This is a genomic window from Photobacterium sp. R1 (assembly GCF_054600795.1).
On the sequence record NZ_BAAHZP010000010.1, the window covers coordinates 91,552 to 111,494 of the forward strand.

At 48.2% G+C, this 19,943-nt stretch carries 18 protein-coding genes and 1 riboswitch; of the genes, 11 read left to right on the top strand and 7 right to left on the bottom strand.

Translation table 11 applies throughout. From position 1 onward, the window contains the following. Window positions 1-24 precede the first annotated feature (24 nt). Both ACYP03_RS16810 and ACYP03_RS16815 read right to left on the bottom strand, forming a co-directional pair. Complete coding sequence (locus ACYP03_RS16810; protein WP_248141018.1) at window positions 25-600, bottom strand: LON peptidase substrate-binding domain-containing protein; 576 nt, start codon at window positions 598-600, stop codon at window positions 25-27. Between the two features lie 207 nt (window positions 601-807). Then, window positions 808-1,035: a hypothetical protein gene (locus tag ACYP03_RS16815; protein ID WP_248141017.1), complete on the bottom strand. Its 228-nt coding sequence runs from the start codon at window positions 1,033-1,035 to the stop codon at window positions 808-810. 207 nt (window positions 1,036-1,242) lie between these two features. Then, a riboswitch (molybdenum cofactor riboswitch) is annotated at window positions 1,243-1,388 on the top strand. On the opposite strand from ACYP03_RS16815, the gene moaA reads away from it, so the two are divergent. From moaA to ACYP03_RS16870, 11 genes are all read left to right on the top strand, one after another. After that, window positions 1,377-2,366 (top strand): GTP 3',8-cyclase MoaA, encoded by a 990-nt coding sequence (gene moaA / locus ACYP03_RS16820; protein WP_459781170.1) that lies wholly within the window; start codon window positions 1,377-1,379, stop codon window positions 2,364-2,366. Its footprint overlaps the riboswitch before it by 12 nt. Window positions 2,367-2,402: 36 nt before the next feature. After that, window positions 2,403-2,903 carry a cyclic pyranopterin monophosphate synthase MoaC gene (moaC, locus tag ACYP03_RS16825; RefSeq protein WP_330959105.1) on the top strand — a complete coding sequence of 167 codons (501 nt, stop codon included), beginning with the start codon at window positions 2,403-2,405 and terminating at the stop codon, window positions 2,901-2,903. Next, window positions 2,900-3,145 (top strand): molybdopterin synthase sulfur carrier subunit, encoded by a 246-nt coding sequence (gene moaD / locus ACYP03_RS16830; protein WP_248141012.1) that lies wholly within the window; start codon window positions 2,900-2,902, stop codon window positions 3,143-3,145. The genes moaC and moaD overlap by 4 nt, the downstream gene beginning before the upstream one ends. 3 nt (window positions 3,146-3,148) lie before the next feature. Next, window positions 3,149-3,616, top strand: a complete 468-nt coding sequence (gene moaE, locus ACYP03_RS16835) for a molybdopterin synthase catalytic subunit MoaE (RefSeq protein ID WP_459781172.1) — start codon at window positions 3,149-3,151, stop codon at window positions 3,614-3,616. 650 nt (window positions 3,617-4,266) lie between these two features. Beyond that, complete coding sequence (locus ACYP03_RS16840) at window positions 4,267-5,394, top strand: porin (RefSeq protein WP_330959106.1); 1,128 nt, start codon at window positions 4,267-4,269, stop codon at window positions 5,392-5,394. A 1,264-nt stretch (window positions 5,395-6,658) separates the two neighbouring features. Further along, on the top strand, window positions 6,659-8,290 hold the full coding sequence (locus ACYP03_RS16845) for an ABC transporter substrate-binding protein (RefSeq protein WP_459781175.1): 1,632 nt from the start codon (window positions 6,659-6,661) through the stop codon (window positions 8,288-8,290). A gap of 96 nt (window positions 8,291-8,386) precedes the next feature. Beyond that, window positions 8,387-9,307: an oligopeptide ABC transporter permease OppB gene (gene oppB, locus ACYP03_RS16850; RefSeq protein WP_248141009.1), complete on the top strand. Its 921-nt coding sequence runs from the start codon at window positions 8,387-8,389 to the stop codon at window positions 9,305-9,307. 15 nt (window positions 9,308-9,322) lie between these two features. After that, on the top strand, window positions 9,323-10,234 hold the full coding sequence (gene oppC, locus ACYP03_RS16855; protein ID WP_248141695.1) for an oligopeptide ABC transporter permease OppC: 912 nt from the start codon (window positions 9,323-9,325) through the stop codon (window positions 10,232-10,234). A gap of 80 nt (window positions 10,235-10,314) precedes the next feature. Then, entirely contained in the window at window positions 10,315-11,280 is a 966-nt protein-coding gene (gene oppD / locus ACYP03_RS16860) for an ABC transporter ATP-binding protein (protein WP_248141008.1), read from the top strand. Then, complete coding sequence (gene oppF / locus ACYP03_RS16865) at window positions 11,280-12,269, top strand: murein tripeptide/oligopeptide ABC transporter ATP binding protein OppF (RefSeq protein ID WP_459781178.1); 990 nt, start codon at window positions 11,280-11,282, stop codon at window positions 12,267-12,269. Before oppD ends, oppF begins: the two co-directional genes overlap by 1 nt. A 171-nt stretch (window positions 12,270-12,440) precedes the next feature. Next, entirely contained in the window at window positions 12,441-14,555 is a 2,115-nt protein-coding gene (locus tag ACYP03_RS16870) for a methyl-accepting chemotaxis protein (RefSeq protein WP_459781181.1), read from the top strand. A gap of 59 nt (window positions 14,556-14,614) precedes the next feature. Here ACYP03_RS16870 and ACYP03_RS16875 read toward each other — a convergent pair whose 3' ends face one another. The 5 genes from ACYP03_RS16875 to ACYP03_RS16895 form a co-directional block, all read right to left on the bottom strand. Continuing rightward, window positions 14,615-15,748: a ribosomal protein uL16 3-hydroxylase gene (locus tag ACYP03_RS16875; RefSeq protein ID WP_459781183.1), complete on the bottom strand. Its 1,134-nt coding sequence runs from the start codon at window positions 15,746-15,748 to the stop codon at window positions 14,615-14,617. Window positions 15,749-15,865: 117 nt separating this feature from the next. After that, entirely contained in the window at window positions 15,866-17,233 is a 1,368-nt protein-coding gene (gene purB / locus ACYP03_RS16880) for an adenylosuccinate lyase (RefSeq protein WP_459781185.1), read from the bottom strand. Window positions 17,234-17,306: 73 nt separating this feature from the next. Further along, a complete protein-coding gene (hflD, locus tag ACYP03_RS16885; RefSeq protein ID WP_459781187.1) occupies window positions 17,307-17,924 on the bottom strand; it encodes a high frequency lysogenization protein HflD in 618 nt (205 codons plus the stop codon). 8 nt (window positions 17,925-17,932) lie between these two features. Next, window positions 17,933-19,042 (bottom strand): tRNA 2-thiouridine(34) synthase MnmA, encoded by a 1,110-nt coding sequence (gene mnmA / locus ACYP03_RS16890; RefSeq protein ID WP_248141001.1) that lies wholly within the window; start codon window positions 19,040-19,042, stop codon window positions 17,933-17,935. Window positions 19,043-19,296: 254 nt separating this feature from the next. After that, complete coding sequence (locus ACYP03_RS16895; RefSeq protein ID WP_459781189.1) at window positions 19,297-19,866, bottom strand: pseudouridine synthase; 570 nt, start codon at window positions 19,864-19,866, stop codon at window positions 19,297-19,299. Window positions 19,867-19,943: the final 77 nt, after the last annotated feature.

Consider the following 19,943-nt stretch of genomic DNA (forward strand, 5'->3'; position numbering starts at 1 on the left):
TCATGACTGAGCCGCCGGAATTACTTAATGGTTTTGTTGCATAATGCTTTGCAGATAATCATAAGTGTCCAGGCAATCAGGCGATGTGAGTAATGCCTGTTTCTGGAAAGCCGGCATTGGCAGCAACTCCAGCCAGCGCTGGCATAACCAGCTTAAATTGTTGAGATACTTCGTTTGATGCAATTTATCCAGCTCAGGATGATTCTTGAACATGGTTTTCAGTTTGTCTGCCAGTTGCTGCTGATCTTTATTGAGCGTCATATCCGGCCACTGAGGAATGTCTTCAGGCTCTGCGTAAAAAACGCCGTTATCAGCTTGGTTCAGCGATTTGATTCTGAAATTGTTATGTCCGTATAAAGTCGCGATCAGGGCACCATCTTCACTGGAGATGTCAAAATCTTCAACAGTGACATGCGTGCCGATATAACAAAAGTGCTGGCCATGTTCATCTTCGTCAAACATGCAGATACCAAACCCATTTTCTGATGCCAGGGCAACTTTAAATGTTTCCATCTGGCTGCCAGGTGGGATTCGTACCGGGATCCGACCGCCAGGCAGGATATGGCGTTGTTGAAATATCAGTGGGATCATGTCACTCATAGTCGGCTCCAATTTGTCATTTTCATTGGACTTTTTGTCTTATCGACGTTGCTTCATATAAACACTGCAATTTAGATGCCGGATTTTCGACCCCACAGCAGGACAGTCACAGAAATGTCATTGTTCTGACATGCAAATCGCTTTGCATTCTGCAAAATCAATCTGCAAATTGCGTCCTCAGCAAGATGTTCGCGTGCAATCTCAGAACTATTTCTGATTGGCGATGATTTTCATCGCCGCATCACTGGGCAGCAGCTCAAGGTGATTCTGCTCGTCAAAGTACCAGCCTTTGATGAGCCCTTTAGAACGCATATCAATGAAACTATCGATGACCTGTCTGGCTTGCGTACGGGCAAGCTTTGCATCTATGCCTTCTTCCCTTTGTAAGTACAATGCAATGTCTTCAACAGTCGCGGATTCAACGATGTCTGACATAACTTCCCCCTTGACTCGTACCGGTCAACAAGATTACTCCTTAGTAGTATTGTCGCATCCTTGAGCTAGGGGTAGACTTAAAAAGGTAATTCTCAATTATTTGTCAATCAGAGCTAATTTCTGGTAGTGTGAATTTACAACGCTGTTGTGTGTTTTCTGTAAAGAGTGTGACAGTTCTTTGTAAAATATTCTGACATATACGCATAACTGCCATCATAACTCCGAGCGGCCCCCTCTAAGTCATCCGTGATATGAGGTTGTCGCCAGTGAGCAGCTGTACGCTGCTTCACTCAGGGCAAGTTCAGAAATGGGCTCGCCTCCCGTATTTGGAAAGGTGTTCCGTGGCTCAACAATTTGAAGATAGCTTCCAGCGCAAGTTCTACTATTTGCGCTTATCCATTACTGACGTCTGTAATTTCAGATGCACCTATTGTCTGCCGGACGGGTACCATCCTGAGCAAGGAAAGAAACCTTCATTCCTGACTTTGGATGAAATCCGTCGAGTGACCAAGGCATTTGCTGACTGCGGGACAACCAAGGTCAGGCTCACTGGGGGAGAACCCAGCCTGAGACGTGATTTCACAGACATCATCCATACAGTTGCTTCTCAGCCCGGTATCGAGAAGGTGGCAACCACCACCAATGGATACCGGATGGCAAAGCATGTTCATGAATGGCGACAAGCCGGCCTGACGCAAATCAATGTCAGTGTTGACAGTCTGGATCCGCGTCAGTTCCATCTGATTACCGGTGAGAATCTGTTCCATACCGTTATGGCCGGCATTGATGCCGCCTTTGATGCCGGTTTTGCACAGATAAAAGTGAACACTGTGCTGCTGAAAGGCATGAATGCGGAGCAGCTACCGCAGTTTCTTGCCTGGATTAAAGATCGCCCAATCCAGCTCAGATTTATCGAACTGATGCAGACCGGAGAAATGGATGATCTGTTTCAGCGCTGCCATGTATCCGGCGTCAGTATCCGAAATACGCTGATAGCCAATGGCTGGCTCCTCCGGCCGAGAGGTCTGAACGATGGACCTGCTCAGGTTTTTTACCATCCCGATTACTTAGGCGAAATTGGTCTGATCATGCCTTATGAAAAAGGTTTCTGTACGACCTGTAATCGCTTGCGTGTCTCCGCACGTGGAAAATTACATTTATGTCTGTTTGGTGAGCATGGCGTTGAACTCCGCGATCTGCTCGCAGAAGATAATCAGCATGAGGCGTTAATAACACGCATTCGTGGTGGCCTGACAGACAAATCGGTCAGCCACTATCTGCTGGAAGGTAATACCGGGATGACGCCGCATTTAGCCTCAATTGGTGGATGAAGAAATTTCCTGAAAATTTGAATAGAAGAGAAGTAAATGACTGAACTGACTCATATTAATGCGTCGGGCGAAGCCAATATGGTGGATGTATCCGGCAAAGTGGAAACGGTTCGTGAAGCAAAAGCGGAAGCGTTTGTCTCAATGTCTGAAACAACGCTGGCGCTCATTTTGTCTGGCCAGCATCACAAAGGGGATGTCTTTGCGACGGCGAGAATTGCGGGGATCCAGGCTGCCAAGAAAACCTGGGATTTAATTCCGCTTTGTCACCCGCTGCTGTTGTCGAAAGTTGAAGTGCAACTGGAAGCTTTACCAGACAGTAATCAGGTCCGGATTTTGTCTACCTGTAAGCTGGCAGGTAAAACCGGTGTTGAAATGGAAGCGTTAACAGCGGCGTCTGTAGCTGCACTGACAATTTATGACATGTGTAAAGCAGTCCAGAAAGATATGGTGATCGGACCGGTAAGATTGCTTGAAAAAAGCGGCGGTAAGTCGGGATACTTCCGTATCGGGCAACAGACTCAGGGAGCAGAACAATGATCACTGTTTTATTTTTTGCTCAGGTGCGTGAGTTGGTGGGGGAAGATAAGCTTGAGCTGCCGAATGAGTTCTCTGATGCCGAAGCAGTTCGCCAGCACTTGTCATTACGCGGAGATAAATGGGCAATCGCGCTTGATAGCACAAAGCTGTTAACGGCGGTCAATCAAACGATCTGTTCTACAGACACCCTGTTAAAAGACGGTGATGAAGTTGCATTCTTTCCGCCGGTAACCGGAGGTTAACCCATGTCAGATCATACAGTATTGACAGATGTTGTCCGCGTACAGCCTGAAGATTTTGATGTCGGAATCGAATGTCAATTATTGGCACAAAACTCTCAGGCCGGTGCGATCGTCACTTTCACCGGCCAGGTCCGAGACATGAATTTAGGTGAGTCAGTCACTAGCCTGACGCTGGAGCATTATCCCGGGATGACGGAAAAGTCACTGGCATCCATTATCGAGCAGGCGAAATCTCGCTGGCCGTTGTTCAAGGTGACTGTCATCCACAGAATCGGCCATTTAACTTCAGGCGATCAGATTGTCTTTGTCGGCGTATCCAGTGCTCATCGCGGGGCAGCTTTCCAGGCTTGCGAATTTATCATGGATTATCTGAAAACAGAGGCGCCTTTCTGGAAGAAAGAAGTGCGGGAAGGTAAGTCAAGCTGGGTCGATGCAAGGGAGAGTGACCAGCAGGCTCGGGAGCGTTGGTAGCTGTTCGTTGTTGCGGGAATGTTACGGTCGTGTTTTCCTCTCTGATTTTTAAATGATGGGGGAAAACACCTTATTTTGACATTGATCCAGATATTAAAACTACACTCTATTTAATCTGCATAACTTCACCTCTGTTTTAGTTCTCTTGTTGGGTTTTTATTTCAATCATTTTTGCATATGATTTCCCCATCTGTGCATAAACAGCAGATTTAACCATCCCGCCATTTTACCTGCGAATTTATGCTCACCAAACAAAAGCAAACATAGTTTTAACATCAGGAAGTGTGAAAACCGACACTTTTTTATTGTGTGAGTTAGTCCGGTGACCCAGAAAGTTCCAAAAAAAGTTTATATCTTTTTAAGTGGTATTTTTCATTTATTATAACCATATCGCATTATTGTGTTGTTTCTTTTTGTGAATAAAAAGTGAGAATGAATTTAATGAAATCCATAACAAGTAAATAATAATTCACCAAAAATAACTAAATATTCCACATGGTTCATGATCACACTTTCGGTTTTGATGGATTTTTATACTATTTTGTAACCTTATTGTTGAAATGTTCTATTGCGTGCTCATTCAGTGCCTGTTAAGTTTTTGTCGTCCTTGGATGGGGCCGAATAACATAAAATCGTTACAGGAATGTAAAATGAAAAAGACACTTTTAGCAGTAGCAATTCCTACCTTACTGATTGCCAACGCAGCGAATGCTTATGAACTTGTCAACGAAGAAGGAAAATTTGTTGATTTTTACGGCCAACTGCGTACTCAAGTTGAAAAATACGAAAATAAAGATGTCACTTTGAATGCTGGTTCTTCACGTGCTGGTGTTGACGCTAAATATGCGATTAACGACTCTGTTGATGTTGTTGGTAAAGTTGAATTTGGCGTGGGCTACAAAGAAGGTTCTTACGATCTGGCGAACCGTTTGCATTTTGCTGGTTTAGCGACTCAGGCCGGTACCTTCACTTTTGGTCGTCAGTGGATTTCTGCTGATGATGTTTGGGGTGCTGATTACTCTTACTTCTTTGGTGGTACTGGTATTGGTCAGACTTCTGAGAAACTGTCAGGCGGTCGCCACGATTCTTCTATCAAGTATAAGTTTGACGGTAAAAGCTTCTGGGTAAACTCTACTTTTGGCCTGTCTGAAGATGATACAAACCAAGAGCTCGCTGAGTTGTTTGTTGGTACAAGCATCGGCAACTTCAACTTGCACTTAGGCGGTGGTTACAACCGCGATAAATCTTTCTCCGTAGGTGAAAATGAAACAACATCAAATGTGCCTGTCGATAGCAATAAAGACGGCGTTAATGATGGTTTCACAACAGTTACAAGCAAGACTGACATTACTGCAGACATCGAAAACACTTATTTCGAAGGTACTGTTGAAGGTACGTTTGGTCCTGCTACAGTTGGTTTCACCTATAACTATGGTTCATTTGAGCAAAAGAATACCAGCACCAAGCGTACCGTTGACGTAGACGCATTTATGCTGGCAGCCACATATAGTGTTGCAAGTAATGCAAGTGTCTACGGTGGCTATGAATTTACTAACTTTGATGCGAAAAATGATACTCAAAGCCTGTCTGACGATTACACTGTTATCTACCTGGGCGGTGTTTATCACCTGAACAGCTGGTCTCGTGTGTATGCTGAATACGGTTATGCAGACGGCGCAACAATCGGTTATAAGAATAACAGCTCTGACGTTACGGTTGTTCGTGGTCTAGTGGACAGCGAAAGCTCCTTCGCAGTCGGTTACCGTGTTTACTGGTAATCACAATCGCTAAAAGCAGTTTGTAACTTGCAAAGACTACTGCCTTTGAACCCGGTGCCCTGGCGCCGGGTTTGTGTTTTCAGGACATAAAATTGCAAGAACAAAAAATAGCCCCGTAATGGGGCTATTTCTTACCATAAGAGTCACTGACGTCAACTGACCTTATTTTGTGCTTTCTTCTTTCACTTTCCGGGCTGGTGGCATGTAGCCATGACGGACTCGTGAAGGGCTGGGACGCGAAGCGCCACCCGCTGGTCTCATAGTTTCGCTCTCAATCACTAACGGAAATTTCAGGAACAGGTTGTATTGGCATCGTGTACAAATGCTGCTGGTTGAATAACCTTGCCAATAGCGCAGATATTAGCGCTAAACATCCGGCTGAGATACATGAAAATTGCGTTGAAATGCTAATGTGAAAACAAAATCTAACAGCGTTTTTTTTATATATTTTTGTTCTTAGAAACAGCGTTCAGCAGAGCAGGAAATGTTGTGCCATAGTTAATTATCTGTGGCGACCTGTCACAGTGATGATTGCACGGACAATGCAGACAGAAATGTCCTCAATGGTCATGTGCTGTAAACGGGTGTCATGATGCAGTCATTGATTCATAGATCTTCTGTTTTTCTGGGAGGAGTTATGAAGCACAGACGCGTTTCGAATAAAAGAGTGAAGCAATTACTTGAAGAGATTGGAATCCGTGATTCGTCGGGCGATGCAATGAGTGAACCACACGGCACGTTGCGTGAAGGAAGACGATCGCAGCCGCGAGATGACGACAGACATTTTTCCATTGAAACTGATCGAAAATAATTGTCATTTCATATCAAAAAGCGTCAGTTTTGGCGCTTTTTTTGTGGGCATTGATCAACCTTTCCTATCTTTCTCGTTGAATGCATTCAAACAATAATGTTCCCACGGATAAAAATAGCGCAAAAATGAATTAATATGTGATTTGAGTGTATTTTTATTAATGTTATCAGGATGTTTAGCTGCATCAACTGTTTGGACCAGATATTGTGGGTAAATGCTCTGTTTGTCTATTTTTGCTCAGATTTTTTATCTGTGCTAATCGTTTTTATGAGGTGTGATCTCTGTTTTTGTGATGATTTTATGGCAAATATTGTTAGTTACTGTTAAAGTTGCCAATCAATTCTTCGGTTAAATCATCATTGATAATTGGAATAACAATGCATGATAACGGTTATCATTAACCTGACCTTAGAAAGCCATGGACGCAATGAAATAATGTATTGGAGATAATGCATGTTTAAGAACAAAATTACTCAGGCACTATTACTGAGTGCAGGCGTTAGTGTTGCAGCCGCTTCTTTTTCTGCAGTGGCTGCACATGTTCCTGCTGGTGTGAAACTGGCCGATAAGCAAGAACTGGTACGTGGTAATGGTACCGAAGTTGCTTCGATTGACCCTCACAAAACAGAAGGTGTGCCTGAATCCCATGTCATTCGTGATTTGCTGGAAGGTCTGGTCAACCAGGATGCTGACGGAAAAACCGTTCCAGGTGTTGCAAAGAGCTGGGAAACCAAAGATAACCGCACATTTATTTTCCACCTTCGTAAAAACGCAAAATGGTCGAACGGCGATCCTGTGACTGCACACGATTTCGTGTATAGCTTCAAGCGTGTTGTAGACCCTGCCACCGCTTCTCCATATTCATGGTATCTGGAAATGACGACCATGAAGAATGCCGCTGACATCATCGCCGGGAAGAAAGATAAAGACACACTGGGCGTCTTTGCGGACGATGATTACACGCTGCGAATCGAATTGCAGGAAGCAGTTCCTTACTTCGTGAAAATGATGGGCCACACGACCGTGAAACCAGTCAACCAGAAAGTGGTTGAAAAATATGGTGATGACTGGACCAAGCCAGGCAACTTTGTCGGTAACGGCGCTTTTGTTCTGGACAAGTGGGTCGTGAATGAGCGTATCGAACTGGTTCGCAATAAGAACTACTGGGATAACGAGCACACAGTTATCAACAAAGTGACCTTCCTGCCGATTGAAAACCAGGTTGCTGAGATGAACCGTTTCCTGGCTGGTGAAATCGACTTCACGTACGAAGTACCGAACGAGCATTTCCGTCGTCTGGAGAAAGAGTACCCGAAAGAAATGACCATTACGGGTAACCTGTGTTCTTACTACTACGGCTTTAATAACGAAAAAGCACCATTCAATGATGTTCGTGTTCGTAAAGCACTGACTTATGCAATTGACCGTGACATCATCACCAAAGCACTGTTAGGCCAAGGCCAGAAACCTGCTTATTTCCTGACTCCGGAAATCACTGCTGGATTCGATCCTGTTCAGCCTGACTACGCGAAGATGACTCAGAAAGAGCGTGTTGCAAAAGCGAAAGAACTGCTGAAAGAAGCAGGTTTCGACAGCAGCCATCCTCTGAAATTCACTCTGCTGTACAACACCAATGAAAACCATAAGAAGACTGCTGTAGCGATCGCTTCGATGTGGAAAAAGAGTCTGGGTGTAACGGTTGTGCTGGAGAACCAAGAGTGGAAAACTTACCTGGATAACCGACGCCAGGGTAACTTTGAAGTCACTCGTGCCGGCTGGTGTGGCGACTACAATGAAGCGTCCAGCTTCCTGTCGCTGATGCAGAGCAACAACTCTTCAAACGATCCGCGTTATAAGAGCGAAGCATATGACAAGATCATGGCTCAGGCTCTGAAGTCTACTTCTGATGAAGAGCGTGAAGCGCTGTACGTAGAAGCAGAAAAGCAGCTGGCGAAAGATATGCCAATTGCACCTATCTATCAATACGTTAAGCCTCGCTTGTTAAGCCAGAAAGTTGGCGGCTTCCCATATAAGAATGCGGAAGAGAAGATCTTCTCGAAAGATCTGTACATTAAAGCGAATTAAGCGCTCGTACTAACCAAAAAAATAAGACCAACTGCATCTCCTTCTGAGAAGGGGGAGATGCAGCATTTCTGTCACAGCTATTAGTCGGTAACAATTATGATTAAGTTTGTTGCAAAACGGATTTTTGAGGCGATCCCAACGTTGTTGGTATTGATCACAATCTCATTTTTCCTGATGCGCTTCGCGCCGGGTAATCCGTTCTCAAGTGAACGCCCGCTTCCACCAGAAGTGATGGCAAACATTGAAGCGAAATATGGCCTGGATAAGCCTGTTTTTGAGCAGTACACCACCTACCTTGGAAATATTCTTCATGGCGATTTTGGTCCGTCTTTCAAATATAAAGACTTTACGGTGAATGAACTGATTCAGGACGCTTTACCTGTTTCGGCTAAAATCGGTTTCTTTGCCTTTATTTTTGCGATGGTGATGGGTGTATCCGTCGGGACCATCGCGGCACTGAAGCAAAATACCTGGGTAGATTATCTGATCATGTCGACCGCAATGGCCGGTGTGGTGATGCCATCGTTTATTCTGGCTCCGGTTCTTATCTATATCTTCGCAATTAACATGCAATGGCTGCCTGCAGGTGGCTGGCAGGGGGGCTCGATTGAGTTCATGCTGCTGCCGATGTTTGGTATGGCGCTGCTGTATGTTGCTACTTTTGCCCGTATTACACGGGGAAGCATGATTGAAACGCTGAATAGTAACTTTATCCGTACAGCCCGTGCAAAAGGACTGAGTTACCCATACATCATTGTCAAACATGCCCTGAAGCCAGCCTTGCTGCCAGTGGTCTCTTATATGGGCCCTGCCTTTGTCGGTATCATCACAGGTTCCGTTGTCATTGAAACCATCTTCGGTCTGCCAGGTATTGGAAAGCTGTTCGTGAATGCCGCCTTTAACCGTGATTATTCACTGGTGCTTGGGGTGACTATTCTGATCGGTACCCTGACCATTCTGTTTAACGCCATTGTGGATATTGTTCTGGCGTATATCGATCCGAAAATCCGCTACTAAGGAAACTGACCGATGATGTTAACTAAAAAAGAAAACGTGCAAGCGGTTGAGAAGTTTTCAGAACAGCTGGAAATTGAAGGCCGTAGTTTGTGGCAGGACGCCCGTACCCGTTTTACACGAAATAAAGCGGCAATGGTCAGCCTGTTTATCCTGTCCCTGATCACACTGGCGGTGATTCTGGGTCCAATGTTCAGCCAGTATGCATTTGATGATACAGACTGGTACGCGCTGCATGCAGCCCCAAGTTTTGGTGAAGAAGGCCATTTATTCGGTACTGATAGTCTGGGACGTGACCTTTATACCCGAACGTTGATTGGTGGCCGTATCTCGTTGCTGGTTGGTGTACTGGGTGCGCTGGTTGCCGTGGTTATCGGAACGTTGTATGGCGCGACCTCTGGCTTTATTGGTGGCCGTACAGACCGTATCATGATGCGTATTCTGGAAATTCTGTATTCGATTCCGTTTATGTTCTTCGTGATTGTACTGGTGACCTTCTTTGGCCGGAATATCATGCTGATTTTCGTGGCGATTGGTGCGATTTCCTGGCTGGATATGGCGCGTATCGTCCGCGGTCAGACGCTTTCTCTGCGAAGCAAAGAGTTTATCGAAGCGGCTCATGTCTGTGGTGTCAGCCGCTGGAACATTATTACCCGTCATATCGTTCCGAACGTTTTGGGTATTGTTGCGGTGTACTCAACATTACTTGTTCCACAAATGATATTGACAGAATCTTTCCTGAGCTTCCTTGGTTTGGGTGTTCAGGAGCCAATGACCAGCTGGGGTGCACTGCTGCAAGAAGGTGCGCAGACAATGGAAATTGCCATCTGGCAATTGATGTTCCCGGCCGCGTTTATGGTCCTGACCCTGTTCTGCTTTAACTATGTTGGTGACGGTCTGCGTGACGCACTGGATCCAAAAGACAGATAAAAACGAAGCAATATTGATTGCCGCTGTTCAGTCTCCCTGCAAATACAGGACTGAATGGCGGCAGGAAAAGGAAGCAAGATATGAGCCTATTAGAAGTCAAAGATCTGCGCGTCGAATTTACCACGCAAGATGGGATTGTCACCGCAGTAAACGATCTGAATTTTTCTCTGAAACAGGGTGAAACTTTGGGTATCGTGGGTGAATCTGGTTCTGGTAAAAGCCAGACAGTATTTGCCATTATGGGCCTGTTGGCCAAAAACGGTAAGATCAGCGGCAGTGCCAAGTTTGAAGGTCGCGAAATTCTGAATTTGTCTGAGCGTGAGCTGAACAGAATTCGTGCCGAACAAATTGCGATGATCTTCCAGGATCCGATGACCTCACTGAACCCGTATATGAAAGTCAGCGATCAGCTGATGGAAGTCCTGATGCTTCATAAAGGGATGGGGAAAGCGGAAGCTTTTGAAGAAAGTGTGCGTATGCTGGATGCGGTGAAAATTCCGGAAGCCCGCAAGCGTATTACTATGTACCCGCATGAGTTTTCAGGCGGTATGCGTCAGCGTGTGATGATTGCAATGGCGCTGCTGTGCCGTCCGAAGTTGCTGATTGCGGATGAGCCGACCACAGCTCTGGACGTGACTGTTCAGGCACAGATTATGGATCTGCTGAACGAACTGAAATCAGACTTTAACACTGCAATTATCATGATTACCCACGATCTGGGTGTCGTTGCCGGCAGCTGTGACAAAGTTCTGGTCATGTATGCTGGCCGTACGATGGAGTACGGCAAAATCAATGAGATTTTCTACCAGCCAGCTCACCCGTATACAGAAGGGTTGCTGAAAGCGATCCCTCGTCTGGATACCGAAGGTGAAGAATTACCAACGATTCCGGGTAACCCGCCAAACTTGCTGCGTCTGCCGGTCGGCTGCCCATATCAGGAGCGTTGCCATCGGGCAACCAGCCTGTGTTCACAGGAAGCACCTTCTTTGCAGCCGTTTGCTGAAGGTCGTTTACGTGCATGTTTTTCTGATGTGGGGACTTGGTAATGCAAGCAGAGAAGAAAGTTTTACTCGATATTCAAGATCTGAAGGTTCACTTTAACATTACGCCGAAGTCTGCATGGCCCTGGACAAAGCCGATGAAACTGAAAGCTGTCGACGGTGTCGGGATTCGCCTGTATGAAGGTGAGACACTGGGTGTCGTCGGTGAGTCTGGCTGTGGTAAGTCTACTTTTGCCCGTGCTGTGATTGGCCTGGTTGAAGCGACAGAAGGCAACGTGGTTTGGCTTGGTCAGGATCTGACGAAGCTGGAACATAATACGTTGCGTGAAAAGCGTAAAGAGATTCAGATGATTTTCCAGGATCCGCTGGCATCATTGAATCCACGGATGACGGTGGGTGACATCATTGCTGAGCCGCTGAAAACCTTTTACCCGGAGCTGACGGTTGATGAAGTCAAAGCCCGTGTCAAAGAAATGATGAAAAAGGTTGGTTTGCTGCCGAATGTGATCAACCGCTATCCACATGAATTTTCTGGCGGCCAGTGTCAGCGCATCGGGATTGCCCGTGCACTGATCCTGAAACCGAAACTGATCATTTGTGATGAACCGGTTTCGGCCCTGGATGTGTCCATCCAGGCACAGGTCGTTAACCTGCTGAAATCACTGCAGAAAGAGATGGGCCTTAGCCTGATTTTCATTGCACACGACCTGTCTGTTGTGAAGCACATTTCAGACCGTGTGATGGTGATGTATCTGGGGAATGCAGTGGAAATTGGTGAAGGAGAAGCCTTGTTTGCTGAACCGAAGCACCCGTATACCAAAGCACTGATGTCAGCGGTACCAATTCCAGATCCTGAACTGGAGCGGAGTAAGACGATCCAGCTACTGGAAGGTGATTTGCCTTCACCAATGAATCCGCCGTCAGGCTGTGTGTTCAGAACCCGTTGCCCTCAGGCAACCGATACATGTGCTCAGAAAAAACCTCAATTAGAAGGGAATGACGTACATGCGGTGTCTTGTCTGAATGTGCACTGATTTAAGCCTGTGACAGGCTTTAAGCGCGGCGTAAAACCCGCGCTTTTTTTGTTCGCACCATGCGAAACACTGAATAAACCTCAAACTTTCAAGTGTTCTGTTAACAATTTATTGATGTAGTTATCACCAGTAGATACATTTTTGACTGATATTACTTACAAGGATGGTTTTATGCGGTCGCTCTCTGTTCAGTGGAAAATTACCCTCATGGCAGGGTTTGCCTTACTGGCAACAGCAGCAGTACTTACAAGTTTATCTTTTTATTTTTCGGGACAAAGCCAGCAGTTAGTCAGCCAGCAGTCTTTCAGTTCACTCAGAAGCCAGTCGCAGGCACTGGTGAAAGCTCAGGCGGAAAGACAGGCTATTTCTATTCAGCAGTTTTTTGACGAAGCGTCTTACCGGGCGGAGATGCTGGCTCAGAGTGTTCTGTTTCTGAAATATAACGCAGAAGAAAATTACACTAACAGCTCAGAGTTACGAGGCTCTGTGACCGAATTATTAAGACGTTCCGTGAATGGCTTTTCGAACATTCACGGGGCCTTTGTTGTTTTTGAACCGGATGCGCTGGACGGCGAAGACGGCAATTATGTCGACGCTGCCTATGTCGGGGCAAATTCAACCGGCCGTTTTGCGCCGTATTGGTACCGCGGTGAGAGCGGTGAGGCGGAACAGCGAATTATCAGTGAAGAAGAAATTACGAATAACGGCACGAATCACTGGTACACCTGCAGTCTGAAAGGGGCTCAATCCTGCATACAGGATCCGAAGTTTTCAACGGATAACGGCGAGCAGGTATTGCTGAGCTCTATCACGATTCCGCTGATCGTCAACGGTAAAGCCCTTGGTGTAATGGGGATTGATATCAAGCTGGATTCGCTCCAGCAAGTCATTAATGTTGTCGACGGGAATCTGTTTCATGGCAGCGGGCAGGTTTCCCTGATCAGCCAGAACGGAACAGTGGTTGCTTGGGATCAGGCTGAGAGCCGCGTGGGCAGTCTGCTTCAGAGCAGTGATGGCTTGCCGGATGCGATTCCGGCGTGGTTGAAGGCTGGTCAGCAGCGTGTCGGCTGGAGTCAGGACCAAACGTCTCTGACGGCTTACAATCCGGTGGAACTTGGTCAGACGACCTGGGGCGTTGTGATTCAATTGCCGGCGGAAAATGTTCTGGCAGAAGCCACAGCTCTGGATCACGCTATTCAGAAGCAACGAGATGAATCTTCTGTGGTTCAGTTGCTGGTGAGTTTCGTGATTGCCGCGGCAGGTTTACTGATGCTGTGGTTTGCGGCCGCGAAACTGGTTGCTCCGATTCGTCAGGTTGCAGAGCGTCTGAAAGACATTGCGTCGGGTGAAGGGGATTTAACTCAGCGTTTGCAGGTTGATCAGCAGGATGAACTGGGTGAGTTGGCAACCTGGTTCAACCGTTTTCTGGATAAACTTCAGCACACGATTTCGCAGGTGATTATCGCAGTTGATCAGGTTGGCACAACTGCCAATGAAGCGGCACAGGTAGCGAGCCATACCCGGGACGGCAGTCAGGCCCAGTTTAAAGAAGTGGATATGGTTGCGACAGCTTCAGAAGAAATGGCGCAGACTGCACAACAGGTGGTCAGTCATACAGAAACTGCGGTTGTTGCTGCGCGTGATGCCGATGCGGCAGCGGTTGAAGGGCAGGGGGTGATTTATGCCTCTGCCGATTCAATGAATCACCTTGTTGCACGGATGGAAACGGCTGTGCCAGTTGCGCGTGAGCTTGAAAGTAGCAGCGAAGATATTGATGAAATCCTTCAGGTGATCGCCGGGATTTCGGAGCAGACAAACTTGCTGGCACTGAATGCTGCCATTGAAGCTGCCCGTGCCGGTGAGCAAGGCCGTGGTTTTGCTGTGGTGGCCGATGAAGTGCGCCAGCTTGCCAGCCGGACACAGGATTCTGTCGGGCAGATCCGCAACGTGATCGAAGTATTGCAGCAAGGAACCCGTGAAGTGGTGAAAGCCATTGAAGAGGGCAATCAGCTGGCGGGTGACACGGCGCAGCAGGTCAGAGAAGCGGTCAGCAGTCTGGAGCGGATCACGGAATCGGTCCGTGCAATTCAGTCGATGAATGAGCAAATCATGCATGCTGCCGACGAGCAGCGGGCGGTCGCGGGTGAAGTGAACAGGAATGTGTCGAACATCCGTGAACTCAGCGAGACGATTCTCGGCCAGGCCGAGCATTCGGCAACCATTGGTCAGCGCCTGACAACCTTGTCCCATAAACAGCAAGAGCTGGCCGGGCAGTTCAGAGTGTAACATTCTGTGCTGATGAACTGAAAAGCCCGCATTGCGGGCTTTTTTAATTTTTAGCGGGCTTATTCGGCCGGATGCCAGTAGCCCATATTGACGAACTTAGTCAGCAGGGGAAGCAGCGTCTGATGTTCAATCAGCGGACCCATGTCTGCGACGGAAAAACTATCCTGATTGCAGAGCCAGTCCGCGGCTGCTTCACAGCCCGATGGCAGGTGATAGCTCTCGCCGTCAACGTACACTGTGCCGGGCTTGCCCTGATGGTAGAAAGCACGTAATCCGCCAATCTTGAACAGAGTCTCTCCCTGCAGCAGCAGATCCGCCAATTCGCTTGGTGTCCACAAAGGGTCTGCAGAGATGATATCCATCTCATGGCGGCTCAGGCTCAGGTATTCGCCCAGCCATTGTTGCATGGCTTCAGGATCATCCATCAAGCTTCGCATCATGCTGATCAGATCTTCCGCTTCGGCAACTGGGACTTCACCATCGTTTTCGCGAGCAGGCAGATCCGGGTTGTGGTAGTGCTCATCGCCCATCTCATTTTCAATCACAAAGTCTGCAAAGCTGCTCAGAAGTTCCTGTTTTTTCGGTGAGCGGAACCCCATGGAATAACTCATCGCATTTTCCAGCGCATAGCCATCATGCGGGAAACCTGCCGGGATATACAGGATGTCACCGGCTTCCAGAACTTCATCAATGATAGGATCAAAGCCAGTAATCTGGCGAAGACTCGGATGACGGAAGCACTCTTCATAATTGTCTTTTTTCGGACCGACGCGCCAGCGCCGCTTGCCGCTGCCCTGAATGATGAAGACATCGTACTGATCAAAGTGCGGTCCGACACCGCCGCCGGGAGTGGAATAGCTGATCATCAGATCATCAAACAGCCAGCCCGGCATCTGACGGAATGGTTTCACCAGACGGGCAGCCCCGGTATGCCAGTGATTGGCGGCCTGCACCATGAAAGACCAGTGATCTTCCGGAAGATTTTCGAATGTCAGCGGGCCTTGTTCAACTTGCCACTGTTCACCCTGACGAGCGACATAGCGCGAGTCGACCTCAGCTTCCATGGCCAGTCCTGCCAGCTCATCCGGGCTGATAGGGTCAACGAAATCGGTCAAACCACCCTTGATGACAGTTGGCTGTTTTTGCCAGTAAGTTGACAAGAACTCACTGAATGAAAAGCTAAATTGATACATAGTCTTCAATGTCTAAAAAATTTTGCGGGATTATAGCAGCAAATGAGAGTCTTTCGTCTGAAAGCAAAAAAGGCCAGCGGTGCGCTGGCCTTGAGTGTCAGTATCAAAACGGTTTGATTACAGCTCGTCTGTCAGTTTGACTGCGTCACCAATATAATTGGCAGGTGTCATTGCTTTCAGGCGCTCTTTCTCGTACTCCGGCAGTTCCAGACCATCGATAAACTGACGCATACCTTCGCCGTCAACACGTTTACCGCGGGTCAGCTCTTTCAGCTTCTCGTATGGCTTTTCAATGCCATAGCGGCGCATGACAGTCTGTACCGGCTCAGCCAGAACTTCCCAGTTCTGATCCAGCTCAGCTTCCAGCGCCGCCTGATTGACCTGAAGTTTGCTGATGCCTTTCATGGTAGAACCGTATGCAATCAGTGCGTAGCCACAGCCAACGCCCAGGTTGCGCAGAACAGTTGAATCCGTCAGGTCACGCTGCCAGCGAGAAATTGGCAGTTTCTGGGCCAGATGACCAAAGATGGCATTGGCCAGACCCAGATTACCTTCCGAGTTCTCGAAATCAATCGGGTTCACTTTGTGCGGCATGGTTGAAGAACCGATCTCACCGGCAATGGTCTTCTGCTTGAAGTGGCCCAGTGCGATATAACCCCATACATCACGGTCGAAGTCGATCAGAATCGTGTTAAAACGGGCAAAGGCGTCAAACAGTTCCGCAATGTAATCATGCGGCTCGATCTGTGTGGTGTACGGGTTCCAGGTCAGACCCAGAGAAGTGACGAATTCTTCGCTGTACTGATGCCAGTCGATGTTCGGATAAGCAGACAGGTGTGCGTTGTAGTTACCGACGGCGCCGTTGATTTTACCCAGCAGTTCGACCTGTTCAATCTGGCGGAACTGGCGCTCCATACGGTACGCCACGTTTGCCATTTCTTTACCCATGGTACTCGGGGAAGCTGGCTGGCCATGTGTGCGGGACAGCAGCGGCACTTCACGGTATTCAACTGCCAGTGCTTTGATGGCATCAATCAGGCCGCGTACTTCAGGCAGCATCACTTGTTCACGCGCTTCTTTCAGCATCAGGGCGTGAGACAGGTTATTGATGTCTTCTGATGTGCAGGCAAAGTGAATGAATTCGTTAACTGCATGCAGCTCTGGCAGTTCAGCCACTTTTTCCTTCAGGAAATATTCCACGGCTTTCACGTCGTGGTTGGTGGTGCGCTCAATGGTTTTGATACGCTGCGCATCTTCTTCACTGAACTCAGCGGCAATGCGATCCAGGAAGGCATTGGCTTCAGCGCTGAACGCTGGAACTTCCGCGATAGCGTCAGTTGCTGCCAGTTTTTGCAGCCAGCGAATTTCTACGATGGTGCGATATTTCAGCAGACCGAATTCACTGAAGATACTGCGCAGGGCGCTGGTCTTGCTACCATAGCGGCCGTCTACCGGGGAAACAGCAGTCAATGCTGACAGTTCCATGTTGTCTTTCTCCTGATTAAGGGGTTATAGCTGATTTACAGAGCATCCGTCTCAGATGCTCAATGAAATAGGTTTAGCTTCTGGCTTGAATAATCCGGGCCTGTTCCAGCATTTGTTTACGGCCAAACAGCAGGTGACGGCGTTTGCCACCAACCTGACGCCAGAGCACGGCACTGCGGACCGCTGCCAGCAGCAGCGCCCGGACTTTGTGCTGAACGTGTTGTTGCTGAAGCTGGGCCGGAGTGCCTGTGACCTGAATTCTTGGACCGAGCGGACTGATAATGTCGAGATAAACACTGGCTAAATTACTGATCATCTGGTCATCCAGCAGGTCAAAATGTGTCAGCTGGCGTTTGACCATATCAATGCGATCGCCCAGCTGAGCCATGCTGTCCCGGCGGCTGGCCAGTTTCCGCTCCAGTGCCATGACACTGACCAGATAGCGGGTAATTTCGCTGCCGGCCGGTGTGTTATCGATTTCGTGGATCATGGTGCTGAGCCCGAGTTGCAGATCGGATTCATCCCCGTAAATGTCAATGACATTTTTCGGGTCGGTCGCCGTCAGGCTGCGAAGGCAGGTCGCGAGTGCATCATTGTCACAGGTACCGGTCCGGGCAATGGTCTGAACCAGTTTGACAGCCTGGCAGATTCCAGCGAAAGCGACCGTCCTGTCATAAATTGAATATGCCATGTCCGTCCTCAGATCCTTTCTTCAATGATACCGCCGCCCAGGCACACTTCACCCTGATAGAAGACGGCAGACTGGCCTGGTGTGACCGCGATTTGCGGCTCATCAAAAATGACCTTAATACTGTTATCGTCAACCGGAATGATGGTGCACGGGATATCCTGCTGGCGGTAGCGGGTTTTCACGGTACACTGCAGTGGTTCACGGACAGGTTCGCGGTCGACCCAATGAAGCTGAGCGGCGATCAGTCCGTTCGACTGCAGGCGAGGGTGGTCTTTGCCCTGGCCGACAATCAGCTGATTTTTTTCAATATCTTTATCAACGACATACCAAGGGTCATCCGAGCTGTCTTTCATACCACCGATCAGCAGGCCTTTGCGCTGCCCCAGTGTGTGGTACATCAGCCCCTGGTGCTGACCAATGACTTTGCCTTCATCTGCAGTAACGATATCGCCCGGTTGTGCAGGCAGATACTTACTCAGAAACTCGGTGAACTTGCGTTCACCGATAAAGCAGATACCGGTTGAATCTTTTTTCTTGGCGGTGATCAGATCTTGCTCTTCAGCGATACGGCGCACTTCAGGTTTTTCCAGTTCGCCGACCGGGAATAGGCTGCGGGCAATCTGGTCATGGCTCAGAGTATACAGGAAGTAGCTCTGGTCTTTGTTGTTATCCAGACCACGCAGCATCTGTGGTTTTTCACCCGGCTGAGTCGGGAAGCTGCGCCGGGTATAATGACCCATGGCGATATAATCAGCATCCAGCACTTCGTCGGCAAACTCCAGAAACGCCTTGAACTTGATTTCTTTATTACACAGGATGTCCGGGTTCGGAGTACGTCCTGCTTTGTATTCGGCCAGGAAATACTCGAAAACGTTATCCCAGTACTCAGCCGCAAAGTTGATCGTATGAAGATGAATGCCCAGCTTGTCGCATACGGCCTGCGCGTCCGCAAGATCTTCTGCGGCAGAGCAGTACTCGTCGTTATCGTCCTCTTCCCAGTTTTTCATGAACAGGCCTTCTACCTGATAACCCTGTTGAAGGAGCAGGTAAGCAGAAACCGAGGAATCGACGCCGCCGGACATGCCGACAATAACTTTTTTCTGGCTGTTATCTGACATTTTTCTCTTCAATCTTGAATAAGTGATAAGAGCGTGATTCTAACAGAAAGTGGTCTGCTGAAACAGATCGGGAGCGCCTTCACACTTTATTCATACTTCTGCTGCAAACGAGCTGCTGAACATACAGCAGAACGTGCATGTTTTACTGTTGCGCAATCGTTTGCTATTTGCCGGCAATGATAGTTGAAGTGGTGATGAAAGTGTAGTGCTTTCGTTCAATTAACCGAGTCGGCGTTGCATGCCTGCCGGGGAAATCAGAGCGTGACTTCCCGCCATTCTCCCGGAGCGAGGCCGTCGACTGTCCAGTCGGCCATCTGATAACGGATCAGCCTGAGTGTCGGATGGCCAATATGGGCGGTCATCCGGCGGACCTGCCGGTTTCTGCCTTCAATCAGCGTGATACTCAGCCAGCTTGTCGGTATGTTCTTTCGTTCCCGGATTGGTGGTGTCCTTTCCCAGACTTCAGGCGCAGGCATCACTTCGACCGTTGCCGGCAATGTCATCCCGTCTTTCAGTTCAACACCATGGCGTAATTGCTCCAGTGTGTCATCGGCTGGTATTCCCTCAACCTGGACCCAGTATGTTTTGGGTTTCTTGGAGCCGGGTTGGGTCAGGCGGGCCTGCAAAATGCCGTCATTTGTCAGGACCAGCAGTCCTTCACTGTCTTTATCCAGTCGTCCCGCCGGATACACGTCTTTAACAGAAATGTAATCTGCGAGTGTGATATCACCGGGTTCGCCACTGAACTGGGTCAGAACGTTAAATGGCTTATTGAAAAGGATAATCTTCCGAGGGCCCTGAGGTCGGCGAGGCTTGTTCGCCATGCGCGATGGACGCCGGTTTGTGCTTCTATGTCCATGGTTCGGCGAACTTTTTTGAGAGGGTTTGCCGGATAGCTGAC